This is a genomic window from Desulfomicrobium norvegicum (assembly GCF_900114595.1).
Taxonomy (GTDB): domain Bacteria; phylum Desulfobacterota; class Desulfovibrionia; order Desulfovibrionales; family Desulfomicrobiaceae; genus Desulfomicrobium; species Desulfomicrobium macestii.
The window spans coordinates 5,376-29,636 of record NZ_FOTO01000009.1 but is presented as its reverse complement, the minus strand read 5'-3'; the positions used below and the strand labels follow the sequence as shown (position 1 = coordinate 29,636).

The following is a 24,261-nucleotide window of genomic DNA, read 5'->3' as shown; positions in this document are numbered from 1 at the left end:
TATGAAAATGCCGGACTATGCGTCCGCAGCCTGACGTTTCTTCTCAACCGTGAATTCCGTTATGGTAACCAACCGCGCAGGGGAAGACTCCGTCTTCTCCTCGCCTTGCAGCCTTTCCCCGTTCCAGCTCCAGCTCCGGCCCTTGGGCCTGGCGAAACCCTCCAGCTCCTCGGGGGTCAGCCGACGCTTTTCATTCCTGCCCCGGGTCGACAGCGCGCCCAGGCAGGTCAAGCCGGCCACGGCGCCTTGGAGACCCGTCGCCTCCGCGTCCTCCCGGGCCGCAAAGAGAGTTTCCTCCCGCTCCGGCACGAAACCCTCTCCGCCCGACGGCCTCGGGCTAATAACGGCGGGCCGCAGCCCGACCACTTCCTCCGCCACAGCCCCCTGCTCCCGGTCCGGAGCGTCCGCCGGGACCGCGTCCGCCGGGGCCGTGCCCTGTCCGGGCTGCGCCTGGGCCGCCGGAACCGAATGCCCGCCATGATGGGTCACGCGGCGGGAGTAGCTCGATTCGGATTGCACCTGTTCGATTTCCAGCGCGTCGGGCGCGGGCTCCGGAGTGAGGGACTCGCTCTGCCCGGCCGAGCGTTCCCTGGAAGCCTCATCCGTTTCCTCGATGCTGTAAAGGTCGACCATGGTCCGGCCGATAAGATCGCCCAGGGCGATGACCTCCTCGGCCTTGCCGCCGCTCAGGGTGACCTTGCCGTATTTGCCGATCATCACGTCCTCGGACAGGTCGCCGTAGAACAGGTCTGACCCATCTCCGCCAAACATGAAATCGTTCCCGGCCCCGCCGACGAGGGTGTCATCCCCGTCGGACGAACTGAAGCGCCCCAGTGTACCGGCCTCGTAAAGCTCGCCGTTCCTGAAAGTCACCCGGCCTGCGTCGCCGATGATCACGTCGTTGCCCGCGCCGCCCCGCAACTGGTCGTCGCCCCCGCCGCCGACAAGGATGTCGTCGCCAGAACCGCCAATGAGGATGTCCTTGCCCACGCCGGCGGGTGCCGTGGATTCCACGGAAACCAAACTTTGCGGAGTCATCGAACCCTGGCCCGTCGCTGCGCCGCCGTCGCCGAAGAAAACAACGCCGTTCTTCCAAGCCGAAGCGTCGAGGGTGTCGGAACCGCCTTCGCCGGAGACGATCAGCAGTCCTTCTGCACCGGCATCGGCATCGATGGCCGTGACCGTATCGTCGCCCGCTCCGGCCCGGATCTCGAAAGTCCGACCGGGCAAAACCCCTTGGACGGTGATGCCGTCCGCTCCCGAACCAAAATGAGCGTTTACGCCGCCGCTAAAGCTGCCGTCAAAGCCGATGATCCCGGAACCGCCCGCGTCGCCGGTCATGCCGATGATGTCGTTCTCGGTGATGACCACGCCGATGCGGCCGGTTGTGTTGCCCCGGTCGCTGACGTTCAGGGTGTTGACTCCCCCGCCGCCGACCAGCACCAGGTCGCCGCGTATGCCGTCCAGGTTGCCCAGATTCGTCGGAGCGTCGGAGGAGATGTTGAAGACGTCGTCGCCATCCCCCGTGGTCAGGCGCGTGGTGGACCCGGCCGCCGTGCCCCGTACGTTGACGATGTTGTCGCCGCTGCCGAAGGAGATGTTCACGTCCTCGATCCGAACGTACTGGATGGAGCCGGACATGCCGGTCATGGTCAGGGTGCTTCCGTCGAGGATGGTGCTATTGGCGCCCATGTTGCCGGAATCGTCGATGACGAGGGTGTCGCCGCGTGGATGATCGCCGCCGTCTATGTCAAGCAGGGCCGTGATACCGGCCATGGTCCCACCCGCACTGCCCGCCGCGTCGGCGTTGCTGCCGACGTGGATGAGGTCGTCGCCGCCGCCGGTGAGGATCGTGGTCGCGACCGTGATGCCGGGAATGACCACCGTGTCGTCGTCATCGCCGACTTCAAGCGATACGGACTGAGCGGTGATGGTCCCGTGCAGCTCGATCAGACTGCCCGCGCCTGGGTCAGCGTCGCCGTGATCGCCGACGATGCGCACCGTCCCGTCGGCGTTGATGGCGCTGCCGCTGTGCAGGATGACGTCGTCGCCGGAGAGGAGCGTGACGTTGCCGCCGACGCTCCTGATGACCGCGCCGGCGAGAACGGTGATGTCGTCTCCGCTTCCCGCGTGGTCCGTGGATGTGATGGTGATGTCCCCGTCGTTGCTCAAACCCGTGGAGACGACATTGGTTTCGATGGTCACCGGACTGCTGGCGGTGATCTGGATGCCCCCGCCGGCCGAGGTCAACCCGCTGGTGCCGTCGCCGGCGTTGCCCACGATCAATGCGCCGTGGTTGTGCACCCACATGTCGCCCGCAACCGCACCCTCCAGACGCTGGACCTGGATGTTCAGCGCATCGCCTGACTGTCCGACGTTCTGGTCTGAACGAAAGATGACCGCCCCGGCGATCACGGCATGGTCGCCCGAGGAATTAGCACCGAGAATGCTGCCCTGCGCCGCCAGATAGGCCTTCTTATTCAGCGTCGTCAGCAGAACCTGATCGAGGCGCAGGTCGCCGATCGCCTCGATCAGGTACACGTTTTCAGCCGAGGAGATGTTGACCAGGCCATCGAGCGTTACGGACGAATCAATGTCCAGATCGTTGCCAGCTGCACCGATGCCTCCGAGCACGGTGCCCAGAGTGATGAAATTGGCGATGATATCGGGGTTGGGATCATCGTTCGCGTCCAGAATGGACACAGCCGCCGAAAGTGAGGCCGTACCGCCGGCCCAAATGCGACCGACGTTCATGTCGCCGCTGACCTCGGTCACGAAGATGTCCCCGCCCGCGGTCATGTCGATCACGCCCAGGCCGGACTGCGCGGCGTCGAGCAGGGGCAGTTCGGTGTTCAGGGCGTTGCCGTCCTGGCCGATGGACCCTCCGGCGGTCAGCGTGACGGAGCCGGCCTGGATATTCCAGGCGCTGTCGTTGTTGCCGTTGAAGATGGATCCGGTGGCCGAGACCGTGACATGCCCGTCCTGGGAATAGATCCCGTCGACGAACAGGTCGTGAACCACGGCCAGGAGGTTGATGTCGCCCGTGGCCCTGGCGGTCAGTTTGCCGTTCAGCAGATCCACGGCGAGGGGCTGGTCGGACGTGCCGAGGGTGGCGTCCGCGCCTTCAAGGATGATCCCTCCGCCCGGCCCGCCGCCGGTGACCGTGCTTCCGCCGTCCACGTCGAAGACGCCCTGTGCGCCCTTGATGCGGATGGCGTCGCCGCCCACGATGCTGTCGATGTTGAGGTCCTGCTCGCTGCCCAGGTAGACATGCGTGTCGCTCGCAATGGAGATGCCGCCCCTGGCCGCGATATCCACATCGTCATGGAGCAGGATCTCCAGAGTCGCCGCGTTGCTGCCGGGATCGAAGATGTCGACGATATTGCCGTCCACGTCGCGCGCGATCATGTCGTCGCGCTCGGCGGCGGCCAGGATGAGCCGCTGCCGTTCCGTCAGGGAATCGGCATCCATGGGCAGGGTGAATATCTCTTGGCCGCCGATGCCTCCCATGCCGCCGTTGACGATGCTGATGAAGACGTTATTGGCCGAGATGTTGGCTTCCTCGATCTTCGTCTCCGTGTCCGTCTTGGCCCGCAGCAGGGACGGATTGAAGGTCGTGCCCAGTTCGGCCGCGGTCCAGGCATGACCGGCCATGAGGGTCTCATGCTCCGCGCTGCCCACGACCACCTGATAGGCATATCCGTCGATGCGCGTATCGCCCAGAGCGCCGTAGGCAGCGTGCAGATCGTGGTACTCCCGGGTCCGCTTGGCCACCAGGTCCGCGAGATTCTCATCGGTCCAGCCGACGGACCGGTAGTAGTTCAATTCCAGATCCGACAAACGGACTTCGAAGGCGGAATCATAAACCAATGGATTGGCCTGCTGCTCGCGGTAGTTCCAGTAACTGGTGTATTCTCTGGTTTTAAGACCCTCGTAGGCGGCGATGTTCTGCTGCGCGGCTTCGCTGGCACCCGTCGCGAGGGTCAGGCGCATGCTGCTCCACAGGGCCTCCAAGTCGGCGATGGTCCTTTCGTCGCGGGTGTCGTTACCGTTGGCGTCGGTCAGGTTGCCGTCGAGCACCTGGAGATGCACGTCGCCACGCACAGAGCGGACCGTGTTCAAACCCAGGTCGCCGCTCGTTTCCGCAAGGTGGATGTCGTCCATGGCCGTAACCGTCAGCCTTCCCGACCCGGAGACGCCGCTGTCGATGCGCAGAGACTGGGTCGCCGAACCGATGCCGCCCGCCCGGGAGGACAGGTCGATGGAGTTGCCGCTGATCAGCGACGCCCCGTCGGCGGCGGTAATGGAACCATAGGCGCCGATGGTCACGTCGCCGTGGGACGCGTCGACCGTGCCGACGTTCAGGGCGCCGGTGAATTCCTCGATGAAGATGTCGCCGGCGCTGCTGGCCGCATCCAGAACGCCTCCCGCGAGATCGACCTGCAGCGCCCTGTCGGAGGAGCCGATGCCCGTGACGCCGACAAGGTCGATGTCCCTGCCCTGAACCTGGCCGTACTCCGTGCTGGCGACCGTGCCGGCGCTGGTGATGGCCGTGGTGCCGGCGACGTTGACGAGGGAGCCGGCCACGATGACATCCGTCGCGGAATTGATGGTGATGCCGCCCGCATCGTAACCGATGAACTCGATGTCGATGGGATAGTCGGCCTTCATGCTGTTGTTGGAATACGTCACAGATCCCTGCGCGTAGACGAGGACGTTATGGTATTCGGTGGTGGAGAAGATCCACCACCCAGTCGTCGTCGTGTAGCTGTAACCGTACAGAAACTTTTCGGCGTCGAGATTGACGCTCAACGGAGTGACCTTCGTGGGCGTATCGGTCAGCGAGGCGTTCCATTCCACAAAAGTCCCGCTTCCTGTCGGCACGGGCCCTCCCACGTTGACGGTCCAGACCTTGTCCGGCTGCTGGCCGGGATCCGGAGACAACCAGTCGATGCCCCAGAAACTCGACGTGATGTATTCTTTGTAAATCCGGCGCAACTGCGTCTGACCCGTGACGTAGACATAGCGCTGGCCTGCCGCGGGAGTGTAGCCGTCGGTCAGCGTCCTGCCGCTGGAGTCCGAGGTCGAAAGCAGCGTCCCGCCGCGGGTCACCGTCTTGCTGATCGTGTCGCCAATCCGGGTGTAGGTGGTCACGGTGGGTTCGACGCCCGGTCGAAAGACGCCGGAGGAAGAGTACGTATCGACCGTGTCGACGATCTTGATGATGCCCTCGATGCCGTCCCCGCCGGTGTCGATGTCGTTGACGACGACGGCGTAGCCGGTCGCGTTGTTGATGGTGACGCGGCCGAAGCCGTCCACGGACTTCAGTACCGCGTTGGCATTGGTGTTCATGATCTGGCCGGTCAGCAGCATGAAACCGCCCTCGATGGCGACGGAGTCGACGACGATGGCGTCCGTATCCCGGTCATAGCGGACCTCAATGCCCTGCCCCTTGCCGTCGTCGTTGGTCAGAGTCAGATACCGCCCGGCCAGGGCATTGGCCTTGAACGCGGCGATATCGTCATCGAGGGAGGCGTCCAGCGTCACGGAGCGGTCGGGTCGACCGCTCTGCACGATGCCGTTCAAGTTCAGGTACCGCGCGGTGAGGAAGATGTTGTTGCCGGCGACCGTGGGCGTGTTCTGCGAGCCGTAGGGTTCTCCGGCGGTGTTGTAGAACCCTTCGCTGGTCAGCACGAAATCGCGGCCCGCGGAGATGTCGATGGTCTTGGCCGCCACGGCCGTCTTGCCGGCCTCGCCCTTGATGAGGACGCTGCCCTTGGCGTCGTGGATGGTCACGCTGCCCAGGCGGTTCACGATGCTGCCCGTGATCTCGATGTCCGGAGCGGTGATGCCGCGGAATTCCTCCTGCTCCGGGAACGTCGGATTGAAGGTGCTCCTGATGGAGATGGCGGGTTCGGTTTCCCCCGCGTCCGTGCCGATGGTCGAGAATTGCGGGGTTTGGCCGACCTGGCCGGAGGCGTACAGAAAATCGTACACGCTCTCGATGTCCGCGTTGCTCGTCACCGGCAGAACGTTGAAGAAGACCATGCCCCCCTGGTTCGTTGGAATGATCACGTCGCCGACACGCAAATAGTACGGGCTGGCGTTCTCGATGACCACGCCGGTGTCGTTGTTGGCGTAGAGATTCCCGGTGCCGGTCAGCGTTCCCGCCGAAACCTCGATGTTTCCGGAACTGGCCTCGATGTCGGACACGACGATGTAGGTAACCAGCAGTTCCTGCTTCGGGGACAGCGGGGTGCTGTCGTTCAGCAGCCCGGGATCGCTGGCGTCGATCAGCCCGAGGTCCAGCGCCTGCATCTTGAGCTGGGTGATCTGGGCGTTGTACCCCGCGATGGCCGCGGCATTGCCGTAGTGCTCGGCCTTGAGTTTCTGCAGCCGGTCGATCTCCTTGGCGATGTTCACACCCAGATCCTCCACGCTCAGCGAATACGAGACGCCGGAGGAAATGCCGGATCCGCTGACGGACACCCCGCTCACCCCGGATGCCGAGGCGAGCGTGTCCTTCATGGACAGCCCGAGGGTCAGGCCGTCGGCGCTGATGGTCGCGATCTGGTACACGCCGTCGTTCACGCCCGAGCCGGAGACCGTGATGGTCTGCCCTTCCAGGAAGCCGTCGGCCAGCCAGCTGCCCGTCGAGCGGGTGATGGTGTCGCGCCCGCCGTAGACATTGGCGAAGGTCAGGTCCGGAGCGCCCTGCGCCGTGGTGGTGTGAATGGTCAAGGGCCGGGGGTTGGAGCTGGTGATGGCCACCCCTTGTGCGGCGCTCTGCCCGGCGGAAAGGGTTTCGTCGATCAGCGTATGGTTTTTGGCCAGGTACAGGGTGTTGCCGGAGATGCTGTCGATCCTGAAGGAGGAATTATTGCTGGTCGTGTTGGCCACATTGATGAACATGCCCGCTTCGAATCCGTCATCCGCCCACGCCGCGTCCTGGCGGGTGATGGTGTCCCGGGGATCGGTGTGCGTCAGACCGAGGTCGACGGTGATCACGGTATCCAGCGATGTCGCCGCCACGATGGTCACGCCAAAGGCTTGGTCCTCATCCGTCAGCAAATCAGTTTCCACCAGGGTGAGGACCGAGTCGCTGACCTCGGCGACAGTGAAGAAGCCGGTGTTGTGCTGCGAACCCGTGATCTCGATGATCTGCCCAGCGGAAACGCCGGACCAGGCCAGCCCGTCGTTGCGAGTGATGGTTCGGGCTGCGGCGTCAAAGGACATGGTCCGGGTGCCGAGCTGGACCGTCGCGTAGTCATCGCCATCGTAGGCCGTGACGGCGGATGGAACAACGTCCGTTGCGTCGGCCGGCAATGCTTCGTTGAGCGTGATGACGTTTCCGTCAACCTCCTTGATCGTATAGACCCCGGCATTGGCCGTGCCGTTGACGACCAGGATCTGGCCCGCGGCAAATCCGTCGGTCGTGAAGGAGTGGGCGGTGGAGGAATGCGTTATGGTGCCGCTGTCCGCGTCAAATGCCAGACTTCCAAACATCCCTGCTACGGAATGCTCAGTCGTAAAGGCTGAGAGGATGGAAGGAGTTTCTCCGGACGAGTCGTTGAGCCAATCTAAGGTGCTCAAGAATATGGTCAACCGGGTTTCGGTCACCCCTGTAATCAGATAGGTGCCGTCATTGTCGCTGTTCGACGAACCGGATATGCGCAGATACTGGTCGACTTCAAAGCCGTCGTCGATGAAGCTGCCGCTGCCGTCAGGCCGGTCGATCCAGGCAGTAATCCCTTGGGATTCAATCTCCAGCAACGGATAGACACTGCCCTCCACCGCGACGACGGGTTCGGCCACTCCCCGGATCGTCACGCCGAACGCGTTCTGCGCGTTAGCTGCGAGCTGCGACGATGACGCGTTCAGATACATGATCGCACCGTCGCCCGAGAACCCGGAAATCTTGTAGAAGCCGCTGTTTGCTTCGGCATCGTCAACAAAAATCCACTGGCCGGCCAGGAACCCGTCCTCGACGAAACTGCCCGCGCTGCGGGTGATGGAGTTGTCCGCCGTCTTGATCGTCAGTTTCGGAGCACCGGTCATGACAAGGTGCGAAATGGTCACGCCGGACGCGGACACGGTCCCGATCACGGGTTCATTTTCGCCGCCCAGGGGCGTCTCGGCGTTCAACGTGATGGTCGAACCCGTGATGCTTTCGATCAGGTAAGCCCCGTCCAGATTGCCGGCTCCGGAAACCTGAATGTACATACCGGCGCTGAAGCCGTCTGTCGCCCAGTTGCCGCCATCGGTGCGTTCGATGCTGTCCTCGCCCGAGGTGCTGGTGAAGACCAGTCCGGGCGTTCCGCTCATGACTGGGTTGTTGGGATCGCCAAGAGCCCCGTCCACGACCAGGAACTGCTTGTTGTTCAGGCCCGCCTCGACCGTGCCGTCGATGTTGACGTTCCGATCCAGGTTGTCCTGCTCGCTGCCGCCGCTCTCCTTGAGGGACACGGAACCACTCGAGCCGGTGAAGAGGGAGATCAGGCCATTGGCGATGTCCTCGGCCAGGCCCATGTAGGCGTCCTGATAGTTCCAGTTGCCCGATACGGAGCGTGTTCCGCCGTCGACCGTCAGCAGCACGTCCTGATTGCTGCCGATCCATGCATCCTCGGCCACATCGATGCGGGAGTCCTGATTGACGACGGCGTCGGCCGTGGGGTTGGACCGGATGGGGATGGCCGTCTTGTTCCAAAGATCGGTGCGGGCGGCGACGGTGGTGGTCGAGCGCTGGAGTTCGTCCGCGCTGCCGCCGACGGTGATGGCTATGTCGCCCGCGGCCTCGATGGCCGCCCCGTCCCTGATGGTCACGGTGTTCTTCGGCGACGCGTGCGCCACGGAGACGCCCTGGGCGTAGCCGGCCGCGCCGTAGGTCTTGGAATGGGCCTGCGCTTGCAGATCCAGATCGGTCCAGTTGGACACGGCGATGCCGCCGCCGGCTTGCAGGGTGGCGTCGCCGACAAGGATCTCGGCCGTGTTGACGTCGTTGTAGATGCGCGATTCGGTCTTGGCCGTGGCCACGGCGCCGCCCGAGTCGATTTTGGCCTTGTCGCGGGCCGTGACGTCGTTGTGCACGGACAGGTTCATGTCGCCGCCCGTGCCGTCGCCGCGCTTGGTCACGGTCACCGTCGCGTCGTCGTCGATGACGGTGCGGCTTTGGATATTGATGTCGCTCCTGCTGGCGCCGGCCGGGAAGGCCCCCACGCCGCCCGAGGCGGAGACGAGGTTGTAGCCGGACAGCCAGTCCTTCCGCACCGTCGTTTCCGCGCTCATGTCGAGCTGGCGGGCGCGGATGTCGGCGTTGTCGCCGATGCCAGCCGTAACGTCGGTAGTCACGGTGTTCTGGATCTTCGCGCCGGGCGCGTCGATGACGCCGCCCGAGGAGCTGTCGGCCGATGCGTCGAAAAGGGCCTCATGGGCGGCCGAGATGCTCAGGCTGTCCACGTCGATCCCGCCGCCGTCCCTGGCGCCGACGGTGGCCAGGGTCGTGTTCGAGCTGGTGGTGTACGCCTCGGAGGCCGAGACCGAAAACACGCCGCCCGTGCCGGAAATGGCCGAAGCCCGGTTGTCCTCGGTGCCGCCGGCGCTGATGGAGAACGCCCCGCCCGTGGCGGTCACGCCGTCGGCCAGGTACGCGCTGACGGTGCTGCCGCTGTCGGCCATGGCATAGTTGCCGCCCACGGCCACGATGCCGAAGGCCTTGCCGTTGGCGGTGCTGCGCTGGACGCTGTCGAAATCGGCCTCGACTGTGGCGCTGCCGGAGATGTCGAGGATGCTGTCCGTGTCCGCGTAGGCCGCGGCGCTGCCGTTGCCCGAGGCCCTGCTGACGGTGGCGTTGGCGCCGATGAGCAGCCCGCCGCTGGACCCGGAGGCCGAGGCGCTGGCCGAGACGCCGCTGCCCGGCACCTTCCGGGAGGCGGTGATGTCGAGGTCCGTGGCCGTGACCGAAGCGCCGTGGCCCACGAAGGCCTCGATCACGGGCGAGGACTCGGCGATGGCCGAAGAACCGCCCACGGCCGCGCCGCCGGCGTTGACGCCCGACGTGGCGGCCACGGATTTCGGCGTGGCCTGCGCATCCACCGTAACCTTGCCGCCGGCCGTGATGATGGCGCCGGAACCGATGTCGGCCGTCACTTCGGAGGTGACCGTGGCCGTGGCGATGTTCACGCCGCCGGCGACGAGGCCGCCCGTGGCCGCGGAGACGCCGGCTTCGGACGTGCCGTAGCCGGCCGCTTCGACCGTGAGGTTGTCGTGGGCCGAAACCGTGGAGGAGTCGATCTGGCTGACAAGGGTGCCATGGCTGGTGGCGGTGGCCACCATGGCGCCCACGCCCACCCCGGCCACGGTGATGCCCGTCGCCGTCGCGCCGGCCTTGTCGTTGGAAACGGAGGAAACGAGCAGGTCGCCGCCGGTGGCCGAAACCGTGGCCGCCGCCTCGATGCGGGTGTCGAGGATCGCGGCGGCCGTGGCCGTGGCCGAGGCGCCGTTGACCGCCACCACCCCGCCGCCGGACGCGCCGGCCCAGGCCTCGGCGCCCTGGTCGATGACGGTGCCGTCGGCGTTGACGTTGTGGCGCGACTGCAGCGCGATGGACCCTGCGGTGACGTCCGCGCCGCTGCCGATGAACGTGGTCAGTTCGGGCGAGAGTTCCGCGTCCGCCAGGACGACGCCGACCCCGGCGATGCCCACGGTGACGCCTTCGCCCTTGGCCTTGGCCTTGCCCTTGGACGCCGACGCGACCGAGAGCAGTCCGCTCACGGCGATGACGGCGCCGTCGTCGACGAAGGCCTTGAGCACGGGCTTGACCATGGCCCCGACGTCGGCGCCGTTGCCGGCCAGCAGGCCGCCGCCCGAAGCGTTGGCGTAGGCGTCGGCGTTCGCGTCGGCCGAGGCCTGCACGGTCAGGCTGGCCGCGGCGATGTCCGCCGCGCCGTCCACGAAGGAGGATATTTCGGAGCTGATCCCGATGTCGGACAGGGACGCGCCGATGGCCAGGCCGCCCACGCTGAGGCCGAAGGCATCGGTTTCGGCCGTGATCACGGCCCCGGCCGAGACGCTCACGTCGCCGGTGGCGACGATGTCGGCGTTCCCGACATGCGCATCAACGGCGATGCCGACGGTGGCGCCGGCGGAGTTCACGTTGCCGGCCAGGATGCCGCCGGCCAGGCCGTACGCCCCGGACGTCACGTCCACGGTGGTCTGGGCGGTCACGTTGACATGGCCCACGGCGCCGCCGACCCCGATATCGGAGAATTCGCCGATGTAGGCCGAGGTCGAGCCATTGATGGATGCGGAGACGACGGAACCGCCGGCGGCCACGCCGCCCAGGTTCGCGCCCAGGCTCCGGCCCCCGACCGTGTAGCTCGAGGATGCCGAGACGGTGAGGAGGTCGGCGTCGGTTATCGCGGCCTTCTGGCTTGCGGAATTTCCAGAGATCTGGGCCAGGGTCGTGTTCCCGACGGTGTTGACGACCACGGCCCCGCCCACGGCGGCGTACCCGCCGGCCAGGCTGAAGGCCAGGGCGTCGATCTGCGCCGCGTCCGAGGCTTCCACCGTGACGTCGCCGCCGGCCGAAACCGTGGACGCGCCGGTGATCCCGGCCAAGGTGGAGGACGTCAGGGTGTTGTTCACCACCGAGGCGTTGGCCGCGATGCCGGCCGAGGCGCCGAAACCGGCCGCCAGGCTGGCGATGGCCGCGCCCGAGGCGGCGGACACCGTGACGGACCCGGCGGCGGAGTCCGCCGTGGAGTCGACGATTTCCGCATTGACCGTGCCGTGGATGCTGTTGTCGGCCACGGCCGCGCCCAGGGCGGCGAAGCCGCCGACCGAGATGCTGCCGGCGAAGGACACGATGCTGGCGTTGGGGTTGACCTCGTTGCCGTCAAGGGCGGTGGTCAGCTTGCCGACCATGCCCGCCGGGGCGGCGATGGCCGTGTTGAAGTCCGGCACGGCCAGGGGCGCGGTTTCCGAAGCGGACAGGGAGATGTCGCCCGTGGCGGTGACGGTCGAATCCGCGACCGACGCGGTCACGGTGTTGCCCATGTCGTTCAGGGTCAGGGAGGCGTTGGCCGCCCCGAGGCCCGCGCCGGCCACGCCGATGGCGTAGGATCGGATGATGTCCGAGGAGCGCGCTTCGAGGGACACCGTGCCGGAGGAATCGACCCCGGAACCGGTTATCCCGGCCGTCACGCCGTTGGCGATGAGGTTCTTGGACACTGCCGCCCCGCCGGCCGCAAAGGTCGATGCGGACAGGCCCATGGCCACGGAGTCGATGGTCGACTCGTCCGTGGCCGACAGGGACAGGGAGCCCGCGGTCACCGTGGAGGCTCCGGCGTCATCGTCCACGATGGAGGCGCTGATGGTGTTTTCGATCTCGTTGATGGTCAGGGACAGCTGCGCCGCGACCAGGCCCGATGCGGCCACGCCGCCCACGAAACTGAGGATTTCCGCTTCGGACGATGCGGCCAGTTCCGCCGCGCCGGTGCTGGTCAGGGTCGAACCCGAGACCCCGGCGGTGATGGAATTGGTGATGAGGTTGTAGCCCACTGTGCCGTTTATGGCCGCCGCGCCCGACGCCGACAGGCCCAGGCCCACGGAGGTGATGGACGAGGAGTCCGTGGCGGACAGGGAGGCGGTGCCGCCGGCCGTGACGGTCGAGCCGCCGCTGATGGACGCATCCACGGTGTTGACGATGGCGTTGCCGAAACCGGTGATGTTCAGGGCCACGTCGCCGCTGACGCCCATGCCGGCCGAGAGGGCCACGATGCCCGAATCCGAGAGGGCCGTGGCCGAGACGCCGCCGGAGCCGCTGGTCACCGTGGAATCGACGATGCCGGCCTGGACGGTGTTTGCGACCACATTGCCCATGAGGCCGATGTTGAAGGCCATGGAGCCCGAACCCGCGGCGCTGACGTTCAGGGCCAGGATATTGGTGCTCGCGAAGTTTTCCAGGGGCGAATCAGTCAGGGCCGCGTCGAGCTTGCCCTGGTTCTCCGCGGACAGGGCCCAGGCGGGAATGGTCGAGGGCGCCTCGTCCGTGGCGGACAGGGAGATGTTGCCGTCGGCCGTGACCGTTGCGCCCGAGATTTCGGACGTGACGGTGTTGGTGACGTCGTTGCCCAGGGCGGTCAGCTGCAGCGAGAAGCCGCCCGCGCCGGACACGCCGAGGTTCAGGGCGCGGATGATGGCCTCGGACCGCGATTGGGCGCTGAAACTGGCAGCGTTCGTCACGGTCGAATCGAGGACGCCGCTGGCAGTGGTGTTCACGATGACGTTGGCCGCTGCCGCAGCCCCGCCGGCCCCACCGCCGGCGGCGGACACGCCGAAGGACAGGCTGTCGATACTCGCGGAGTTCTCGGCGGTCTGGGAAATGGCGCCGCCGTCCACAGTGGACGCGCCGCTGATGACGGCCTCGGTGGTGCTGGTGATGACGTTGCCGGCCAGAGTGAGGTTCCCCGCGGCCGAAACGTCGGCCGCCACGCCGCCGACAAAGGACATGATGCCCGCGCGCGTCGCGGCGTCCTGCGTCAGGGCGCTTCCCACGGTCACGTCGGACCCGGTGATATCGGCCGTGACCGTGTCGGTGATGACGTTGGCCGCGGCCAGCACGTTGAAGGACCCGGCACCCGAGAATGCCACGCCGATGCCCAGGGCGGCGATGTCGGCGCTGTCCGTGGCCGCGAGGGAGACGGACTGCCCTGCGTCGAGGGTCGAATCCTCGACCGTGGCCGTGGTGGAGTTGACGATGACGTTGCCGAAACCCGTGGTGTTCACGGCCGCGACTCCGGAACCCGCCACACCCACGGTCATGGCGGCGATACCCGAGTCGGACAGTGTCTCCAGCCCGATGTCGCCCGTGGCGGTCACGGTGGAAGCTGAGATTCTGGTTGAAGTTTCATTGGTGATGACATTGCCCGTGACGACGCCGTTGACCGCCACGCCGCCCGATCCGGCCACGCTGACGTTGAGGGCCAGGATGTTGGCCGACGGGTCCAGGGGCGAATCATCCAGGGCGTCGTCCAGGGTCGTCCGGGTCTCGCCGTCCTGTACGTAGGAGCCCACGGCGTCCATGAACGGAACCACGCTCGGCGCGACCTCGCGGGCCGCCAGGGTGACGCCGCCGGCCGTGACGCCGGCGTCGATGATTTCCGAGCTTGTCGTGTTGGTGACGGTGTTGCCCATGGCCGAGAGCTGCACGGCGAAGCCGCCCGAGCCGGCCACGCCGATGCCCAGGGTGCGGATGATGGAGCCCGACTCGGCGGTCATGGCCAGGGTCGCGTCCGTGAAGAGGTCGGTGTCGCTCACTTCCGTCGCGGTGGCGTTGGCTATGGAGGCCGCGGCGATGCCCACGCCCACTGCCCCGCCGCCGGTGCCGGCCACGCCGATGGCCAGGGTGTTGATCTCCGAGGAGTCGTAGGCTTCGAGGTTCACCCCGCCCGTGGCGTCGATGAAACTGCGCCCGGTGTCCGTGCCCCGGATGGAGGCGCGGGTGGTGTTGGCGATGACGTTGGCAGTCAGGGACAGGAGTCCCGCCCCGGCGCCCGACGCGGCCACGCCCACGCTCAGCCCCATGATGTCCGCGGTGTTGCGGGCTTCGAGGTCCAGGGTCGTGCCTGTGATCACGGATGAGGAGACGATGTCGCTGGCCACGGTGTTGGCGATGACGTTGGCGCCGATGAGGGCCCCCGCCGCCACCGCGCCCGTGCCGGCCACGCTCACTGCGGCCGAACGGATCAGGGAGGAATCCTGCGCGTCGAGGTCCAAGGCCCCGGCCGTGGCCGTGGCCACGGAACCGCCGGTGATGGCCGCCGTGGTCGAGTTGCCGATGACGTTCCCGAAGCCCGTGGCGTTCACGGCCACAGCGCCCGATCCGGCCACGCCCACGGTCATGGAAATGATGCCGGAACTGGCGTCGCTGTCGAGAACGATGTCGCCGGCGGTGGACGTGACCACGGAGCCCGTGATCCCGGTCTCGACGCTGCCCGTGATGTCGTTGCCGGTCAGGACGGCGTTGACCGCCACGGATCCCGACGCGGCCACGCCGACGTTCAGGGCCAGGATGTTGGCGTCCAGGGAGATGGGCGAACCACTCAGGGCTGCGTCCACATCGTCTTCGTTTTTCTCGCTGCCCAGGTTCCAGGGGGTCAGCACGCTCGGGGCCAGATCCCGGGCGGTCAGGACGATGTCTCCGGCGGCGCTCACCGTGGACCCGGAAATGGTGGCGGCAACGCTGTTGATGATGGCGTTGCCCAGGGCCGTGACCTGCACGGCCGCCGAGCCGGACCCGGCAACGCCCAGGGCCAGCGCGCGTATGATCTCGGTGGACTGCGCAGTCAGGGTGAGCGTCGAACCCGTATCAAGGCTCGATCCGCCGACAGCGGCCTCCGTGGAATTGGCGATCACGTTGGCGGCCATACCCACGCCCACGGCGGTGCTGCCGCTACCGGCAACCCCGAAGGCAATGGCGTCGACGATGGAGGCGTCCGTGGCCGAAAGCGTCACGGCGCCGACGGCATCCACATCCGAGGCGGTCGTTCCCGCCATGATCGCGGCCCTGGTGGTGTTCGTGACCACGTTGCCGGCCATGGTCACCTGCACGGCTGTGGAGCCGGAAGCGGCCACCCCGCCGGCAAAGCTGAAGATGGTGGACGCGGACCGGGCCGCGAGGGCCAGGGTGCTGCCGCTTGTGACCGTGGACCCGGTGATCAACGTGTCCACGGTGCTCGTGATCACGTTGGCGCCGATGATGGCCGAGACCGCCGCACTGCCGGAAGCCGCCACGCTCAGGCCGACCGAGGTGATGTGGGACTGGTCCTCGGCGGACAGCGCCACCAGGCCGCCGCTTTGCACGGTGGATGCCGAGGTTATACTCGACTCGACGACGCCGGTGATCACGTTGCCGAAGCCGGTAGCCTGCACCGCCACCTGCCCCGATGCGCCCACGCCCACGGACAGGGCCAGGATGGCCGAATCGGTCAGGGAGGTCAGAATGACGTCGGCGGCCGGATTGAGAATAATCCCGCTTATGGTGTGTCTTCCCGCCGTTACCGTAGATGCGGATATTTCCGAGGAAATGTCGTTGGCGATCACATTGCCCGTCAGCAGTCCGCTCACGGCGACCTTGCCGGAACCGGCCACGCTCACGTTCACCGCCAGGATATTGGAGTCCAGCTGAACCGGGGATCCGTCCAGGGCGGTGGACAGGTCGGCGGCCGCCTCCGCAGGCACGATCCAGTCCGGAATGCTGAACGGCGCCAGCTCCCTGGCCGTCAAAGTGACGTCTCCCCCGGCCGCCACCGTGGAGCCGGTGATACCGGCGCCGATGGTGTTCACCACAAAATTGCCCAGGGCCGCAATGGAAAGAGCTCCTGTGCCCGCTCCGGAAACGCCGAGGGCCAGGGCCCGGATGCCGGAGGAGGACTGGGCCAGCAGGACAACGTCCGCCGCCGCGTTGGACATGGAGCCGTCGACGTTCATGCCGGCCTTGACCGTCGACGCGGCGATCTCCGCCGTGACGCGGTTGGTGACCGCATTGGCGGCCACTCCGGCCGCGCCGGCGTAGCTGCCGCCGCCGGAACCGCCGATGGCCAAGGTATCCACCGACCGGTCATTGAGGGCCTGTACGGTCACATCCCCCCCGGCCGTCACCGTGGCGTTGCCCGAGATTCCGGCATAGACCGTGGTGGTGTCGGTATTCACGGCAATGCCGGCGCCGGCGGCGAATTCGGACGAAGCCGCCCCGCCGATGGCCAGGTTCACGACAGAGGAATAAGCGCCGGATTCCAGACCGACCGCGCCGCCGGCCGTCACCGTGGCCCCGTTTATTTCGGTTTCCACCGTGTCGCTGCGCACCACCGTCACGTTGGTCAGGCCGACTCCGGCCTTGCCGCCCACCGCGAACACCCCTGCGCCGCCGACCAGCAGCGTGTCTGAGGCGGCATGAAGGGCCACGTCGCCGCCGACCGAAACCGTCGATCCGCTGCCGATGGAAGAACGGGTCACATCGGTGGTGGTCACCACGGCGGCCGAACCGGCCACGCCTGCCGTGTTGCTGCCGATCCCCAGACCGGCGGCAAAGTAAAAGATCTTGCCGGTCGTATCCGCCTGCAAGGCGACATCACCCACGGCATTCACGGTGCTGTCGCTGCCGATATAGGCCTTGGTGCGCCGCCCGATGACCTCCACGTCCGCCGCAATGCCGACGCCCACGGCTTTGGAAACGCCCAAAGATCCGGCCACGCCCACCTTGAACAGGGAATCCTCGGCACGGAGCCTGACGGCCTGGTTGGCCGCCGCCCCCGCAGTGGTAGCGTTGATGACGGCCCTGTCGCCGATGTAGGCCAGGGTGTCGATGTCCATTATATCGGTGCTGGCGGAAAAGGCCCCGCCCACGGTTTTGCTGCTGACACCGCCGCCGCCGGCGATGCGGAAAATCGTGTCCGAAGTGCCGGCATCGATGACGATGCCGTTGGCGGACAGGCCGTTGCCGCCGGAAACCCCGTCGCCGTGCCCCTGGGCCGAAACCGTCGCGCCATCGCCGATAGAGGCCTTGGTGGTCTGGTCGATGACCCCCACCGCCCCGGACGCCCCGAACCCGGCCGTGTTGCCGTACGCCACGGCCCCGGCCACCGAGACCACGAAGAGCGAGTCGTCCGCGTCCAGAAGCAGGCTTCCGGGGGTGGTCACCACGGCGCCAGCGCCGATAGAAGCCTCCACGACATTGGTCACCACCTGAATCGAGGCGGAACCGGTCATGCCGATCTTGCCCTTGGTCACGGCCCCGCAGGCCGCCACGGAAATGATGTCCGTATCCTGGGAAGCGGTGATGCTGATATCCCCAGCGGCATCCACCACGGCGTTGTCGCCGATGAAGGCCTTGACGGTCTGCGTCAGCGCCACAGCATCGGCCGCCGCTCCGAATCCGCCGACGCCGCTGGCGCCGCCGGAATAGGAAACGGCCCCGGCCACGGACACGTCCAGCAGCTTGCCCGAAGCGTCGATGGTCACATCCCCCCCGGCATCCAGGGAGGTGTCGGCCCACAGACCGGCCTGCACGTCGCTGTCGACCAGGACGAGGTCCGCGGAACCGGCCACGGACAGTTTCCCCTTCTTTGAGCCGCCCCCGCCGGCGCTGACGGAAACCACCAGATCATCGCTGGACGCGACGGTGGAGACATTCTGCGCCGAAATCACCGCGTCCTGCGCATAGGCATTCACGTCCCGGTCCAGATCCTGATAGGCGAAAGACCCGGCCAGGGCCGCGCCCCCATCGGCCTTGCTCATGTCGAGGCCCAGGGCCGCCGATACGGAAACCAGCAGAGCCTGGTTGTCGGCCGTGATGGTCAGATCTCCCGCCGCGTCCACGTGCACGCCGTCGCTGACACAGGCCCGGGTGACGTCGCTTACGGTGTTGACGCTCGCCCCGCCGGAAATGGCGATGCCGGCCACTTGCTTAACATTGGTCGGCTCTTCGCCGAACAGGTTCGGAAGGCTCTCGCCGTCCAGCGGATCATCCGGAGAACTGCCAGTCTCCTCCTTCTTGGTGCCGCCCGAGGACTGGGAAGCGGCCACCGTGACCGTGACCAGCAGTTCATCCGAGCGGGCATCAAGCCTGACCGCCCCGCCGGACGTGATGGAACCCAGCGCCGAAACGCCGGCAGCGGCCGTGGTTTCGGCGGCAAGGGCCGCATTGAGCGTCAAGATCGTGCCGCCCGCAGAAATGGACACGATGCGATACAGACCGTTGTTGCCGGCGGTTCCCGAAATTTGGATCAACTGTCCGACACGGAACCCGTCGGTTGTCCAGTTTCCGCCGGAACGGGTGATGGCGTTGCCGGCAAAAGACAGGATGGGCGTGCCTGAAACCGCAGGCTCGGCGCTGTGGGACGTGTCGCCGACAAAGGCCTCGGTGATGTTGCTGACCTGATTGAGCACCACCGCGGCACCCGCCGATGCCGTGCCGCCCTTCTGGATCGCACCGGCGATATTGATGTTCTGGTAGGACGTGGACGCCGCAATATCGACATTACCCGTTGCGGCGAGGGTGGCCGTGTTTTCCACATGGGCCACGGCTTCATGGGTGGCGTTGTTCCAGGCAAAGGCCCCGGACACCCCGAACTTTTCGGCGCTGCCGCCGGCCTGGGCGATGTTGAGCATCCAGTCGTCGACTGTGGCCCCGACAGTGATGCCGCCTGCGGTGGCCGTAACCACCGCGCCGTCGTCCACCAGAGCCGTGGCCCGATTGACAAAAGTCTGGCCGTTGTACGTGCCTCCGGCCCCGCTGCCGGAGCTTTCGTTACCGGCGGCCCCGCCGGCCTTCAGCAGCGCGATGACATCCTGTATCTTGCCCAGCTTCATCCCGGCTATGCTGATGGTGTCCATGCTGGCGGCGGCATCCACCGCAACGGTATCGCCGGACACCACCGCGCCGGCGCCGATGACGGCGCTGGCCGCATTGTCCACGGACTGCACGTTGACGATGCCCGAAGCGGAAAACTTGCCGATGGCGTCGGGGTCTTTCACCTGACCGGTTTTCTTGTCCTTCTCGGTCTTGGACGCGGAACTGGCCTGCACAAAGGTGGTGGCGATGCTGGTGGGCACCACCTTCAGGTAACCGATCAGCAGCTGCACCGGCTCAAGGAGTTCGGCCAGAGTTTGTGAGCTGTAGGAGGACAGCTGGGTCAGGGTGTCCTGGGAAGCGGCAAAGTCGATGGTCCCGGAGCTCGAATCGATGCGGGGCAGGTTGAAATCGATGCTCGGCGTGGTGATGTTCTGGTCCAGATCCGCAAACCAGGTCATGAGCGTGATGAAATCGCTGACGACCTTGAACTGGCTCGGCACCACGGCGTCGGCCGTCACCGACACGTCGCCGCCGGAAATCACCGTCGCGTCAGCTCCGATGCGGGCGCTGGCGGTATTGGTGTAATCGGTCACCGCCACCGCTCCGGCGATGCTCACGGCTGCGTTGAGCTTGGCCGCCGCCGTGGAGATCACCTTGAAATTGTCTTCGGCCCGGGCGGTCACGACGATGTCGCCGGCGGCAGTGACGACGGCCCCGTCCGCGATATAGGCTTCGGCGTTGTTGCTGCTCACCGCGACCGCCACGCTGGCCGCCATGGAGAACTGGCTGAACCCGGCCTTTTGATCCTTGGTTCCGGCCAGTTTCTTCGTGACTGCGCCCATCATGCGTCCGGCAAGGGGTGGTTTGGCCTTGACGGCCGAGGCGGCGCTGACCCGATCGACCACGTTGACGGACTCTGCCGCCACGGACACACCTCCGACGGCAGCGGTCACCGTGCCGCCGATATGGGCGCTCGTATCGGAGCTGTACGTGGCCACGGCAACCCCGATGGCCTCGCCCATGTTCTTCTGCGGCGTGATGACGACGCTTTTGGCGGCCGTGCTGAAACGGTTGGTGGTTTCCGCGCGCACGGCCACGGAGTCCGCCTCGATCACCGCGCCGCTGTCCACGGCGGCCGTATTGTTCGAATCGGCCACGCCCACCGCGACGAACAGCCCGGGGCCGCTGGGAATATGCAGCACTTTCTGGGCGATGGTCTTCTGAATGCCCTTCATGGCGGCCGAGGTCACGTTCAGGGTATTGTCCACCGTGGTGGTCAGGCTGAAATCCCCGCCCGCCGTGATGACGGCCCCATTCTCCACAATGGCCGACGCGCTTGCCGTGGACGAGCCCACCGACACCCCGAAAATCAGGCTCGGAGTCTTCAGGGTGGTGTTGGCGAGAGATTCGGCCTCAACCACCAGATTCCCCGCCGCGTTGATCGTCGCGCCGAGAGTGATGGTGCTTGTCGCCTGGGCCAGAAGCACCTGGGCCACGTAACTTATGGTGTTGAACAGGCCGACCCCGTCGACCTGCCCCAGGAGCTGATCGGAGACATCCCCGGCGGTGAGCTGTCCGCCACTGCTGTTGAGGGCGGATGTGATCCGGGCCACCGAGGCGCTGTCCGTGATTTCCCCGTTCAAGGTGTAGACGCCGTCCAGCGTCAGGGTCCTGCCGTCGGCGGAAACGGCTGCGATGAGATAGGTGCCGTCGTTGCTGTCCGTATCGGACACGGCGATGTACTGGCCGGCGGCAAAGCCGTCGTCGGTCCAACTGCCGGTGGCGCGGGTGATGGTGTCGGCGGTGTCGGCAATGACGCTGACATCCTCGCAACGCATCGTCTCGTTCGTCAGTTCCTGTCCGGAAACCAGCCGCAGGGTCTTTCCGCCGTCGATGATGTCGGCAATGAGGTAGTCCCCGTCGTTGGCGACGGATCCGGTGACGGTGATCTTCTGGCCCACGGCAAAGCCGTCGGTCACCCAGCTGCCCGTATCCCGGGAAATGGCGTCCTGGGTGATGCCGTTGTCGGTGAAGGTCAGGCTTCCGGCCCCGGCCAGCACCCCCTTGTTCACGAAATAGAGCGCAGGCGATCCCGTCATCCCCTGGCTCTGGTCCACGATGGCGATGGGTATGTCGGCGGCCGAAACCGGGTCGGCGGTGACAGTGAACCCGTTGCCGGTTTCCGCCAGCAGCACAAAAGTGTCCGTCAGGGTCAGGGTGCGGCCGTCGGCGGAAACCGACTGGATCTGAAAAGTGCCGTTATTGACCCCGCTGCGGGGGGAAAGGACGGTGATGTTTTGGACGACACCGTCCTCGGGCGCCTCGTCCGTGAGCACCGCGCCTTCTTCCAGGATCAGGTTGAGGTCGTCCAGGTAGGCGATGCGGTAGACGCCGTCATTGGACGCGGAGCCGCCGACGGCAACGGTCATGCCGGCGGAAAAACCGTCCTCCACCCAGCTGCCCGTATCCCGCGAGACCATGGCCCCCTGCTCCGCCGTGGCGGCGGCGAAGGTCAGGGACGGAGCGCCGACCATGGCCGTGACGGCCGTGATCACGGCGGCTTGGGAATCCATCGCGGCCAGGCTGTCCGCATCCATGAGGGTCAGCACGGCCCCCTCGACCGCCGCGATCTGGTAAACGCCGGCATTGGCACCGGCGACCGAGATGTACTGCCCCGCCTGAAACCCGCCATCTTCCCAGTACAGGCCGTCGACGCGCTCGATGGTGTCCGCCGCCGCGCCGTTGTCCCTGAAATGAAAATCGCCCGACAGCGTGATCGTCGCGGTGGACCCGGAGATCTCGATGCTCTGTCCGGCCTGGAATCCTTCCCTGATCCAGCTTCCCGAATCCCGGACAATGGTGGAGACGCCCCCGCTGGTGGCCAGCGTGAGCTGGTCAGCTGCCGTCATGCCGATGAGGGAGACCACGCTGGTGGACGCTTCGGTCTGGATTTCTTGGGTCAGTTCGTAGCCGCTCTCCAGGGTGATGACGGCGCCGGAGATGGAGGCGATGCGATAGATCCCGTCATTGTCGGCGGAACCGGTCACGCTGATGAACTGGCTGGCCACAAAGCCGTCCGCGGCCCAGGTGCCGACGGCGCGGACGATGGTGTCGGCGGCGCTGTCGATGTTGTTGAAAGCGAGCTGAAGCTCGCCGCTCAGGGCCACGGCGGAGGCCACGGAAGCCGAAGCAGTGGATTCATTGACCAGCGCGTATTCCGCGCCCAGGGTCAGGGTGTCCGCCGTCAGGGAATCGATACGGTAGATTCCGTCGTTGGAGGTCGTGCCGCTGATCCGGATCAGCTGACCGACGCTGAACCCGTCGAAGATCCAGCTTCCCCCGTCGCCGCGGGTGATCGCATCCGCCGCAGCCCCTCCGCTGTCGGTGAAGGCAAGGGAGGTGTTGGCGGGCAGCAGCCCGCTCACCAGTCTGTCGACAAAACTGCTCAAGGCGTTTTCGTCCACCACCAGTTCGAATTTCTTGATGGTGGTGGCATCGGCATGGATCAGAACGTTGTCGGCGTTCAGCGTGGCGGCGCCAATGTCGATGGAGGCCTCGGCTTTCTGGTAATTGAATACCGGCGTGGCCGTGAGCCAGGTCACTTCCACCCCGGCGCTGGCGATGAGCCGGATATCCTCGGCCGTCGTCAGCACGGCCCCGTCGGCGATGGTGATGGTCGGCGCGGTGATGAAGATGCCGGTGTCACAGGTCACGACGGCGCCCGCCGCTACCGCCACCGTCCCCTGGGACGCCAGCAGGGTCAGGCTGCCGTCCATGTCCAGACTGCTGACGGAAACGACATCTTCCGACTGGTCGCCGGGGGTGACGATCACCGACTCCACGCCGGTCATGCCGCCAAACTGAAAATTGTAGGTAGTGCCGTTGAAGGTGATGCCGGTGGAGGAAAGCGAAATGGTGTCCTCGCCGGTCCCGCCTACGATCATCAGGGTGTCGGAACCGCCCGCTCCGTTTAGAAAATAGTTGTCGGTGGTATTCAGGGAGAGGCTCGCGCCCCCGCCGGTCAGGGTGAGGCCCGCGAGGTCGAGAGTGAATGTGTCGGTGCTGTCGGTGCCGGTGACATAACGGTCCTGCAGCAGCCAGGCGTAATCGTTCTGATTGGCGAACAGCGTGGCGCTATCGATGGCGCCGGCGGTGTATTCCAGATCCCAGTCGCCCCCAAGGCCGGCCCCGCCCGTGGCATCGATGGAGGCCGCGACATCGGCCCCGGTCAAGGAGGCGAGTTCCCGGACAAACTCCACGCCGTCCTGTCCGGCGGCGATGCCGCAGCCGTAGAGCAGGATGTCGCCGCTATCGCTCAAGGCGGTGTTCCAGGAACGCAGCTCTTCGGAATGCAGCGAGAGGTTGTCCCCGGACAGAATCGTAGTCCCGAGCCTCAGATTTCCGTCATCCCCGTGCGCGACAAGGTGCAGCGCATCGATTCCTCCCCGGTCCCGCAACAGGGACGAAATCTGCTCGAACCCGTCCCGGGACGCGTCCAGCACGTGGACCTCATACTGTGTGAGATTATCAGAAGAAGAGCACAGGCTTTCGAGGAGGGAGTGGTAATCGCCCACGGACGGATCGACGAGAACCATTTCCGTGGAGCTGTAGAGCCCGGGGCTCTCCTGCCCGGGGCTCTCCTGTCCGGGGCCTTCCTGCCTGGAGCTGTCCGTGGCCGATGTGTCGTCGGAAGCGACGACGGCGGGGTCTTGGGTCTGGACCAGGGGCTGCTCGATGGCCACCGTGGCGTCCTGTCCGTGAGGGCCGAAATCGGGATTTTCCATGCCCAGATCCGCCGAAAGCAGGATGCGAGGCTCCAGGGTCTCAAACCTCATCTTTCGGCGGGGTTCGACCGGAGAAACGGAGCCACGCCTCATGGCGGCGAATCTTTCGCGCAAATGCTTCAGCAT

At 66.2% G+C, this 24,261-nt stretch carries 1 protein-coding gene; it reads right to left on the bottom strand.

Going from position 1 to position 24,261, the window contains the following annotated elements:
- Nucleotides 1-15: 15 nt before the first annotated feature.
- Nucleotides 16-24,261: a DUF4347 domain-containing protein gene (locus BMZ24_RS12965; RefSeq protein ID WP_161949159.1), complete on the bottom strand. Its 24,246-nt coding sequence runs from the start codon at nt 24,259-24,261 to the stop codon at nt 16-18.

Bases quoted from the DNA above. Each gene is read 5' to 3' on its own strand.
- BMZ24_RS12965 (WP_161949159.1), bottom strand. From the start codon at position 24,261: ATGCTGAAGCATTTGCGCGAAAGATTCGCCGCCATGAGGCGTGGCTCC.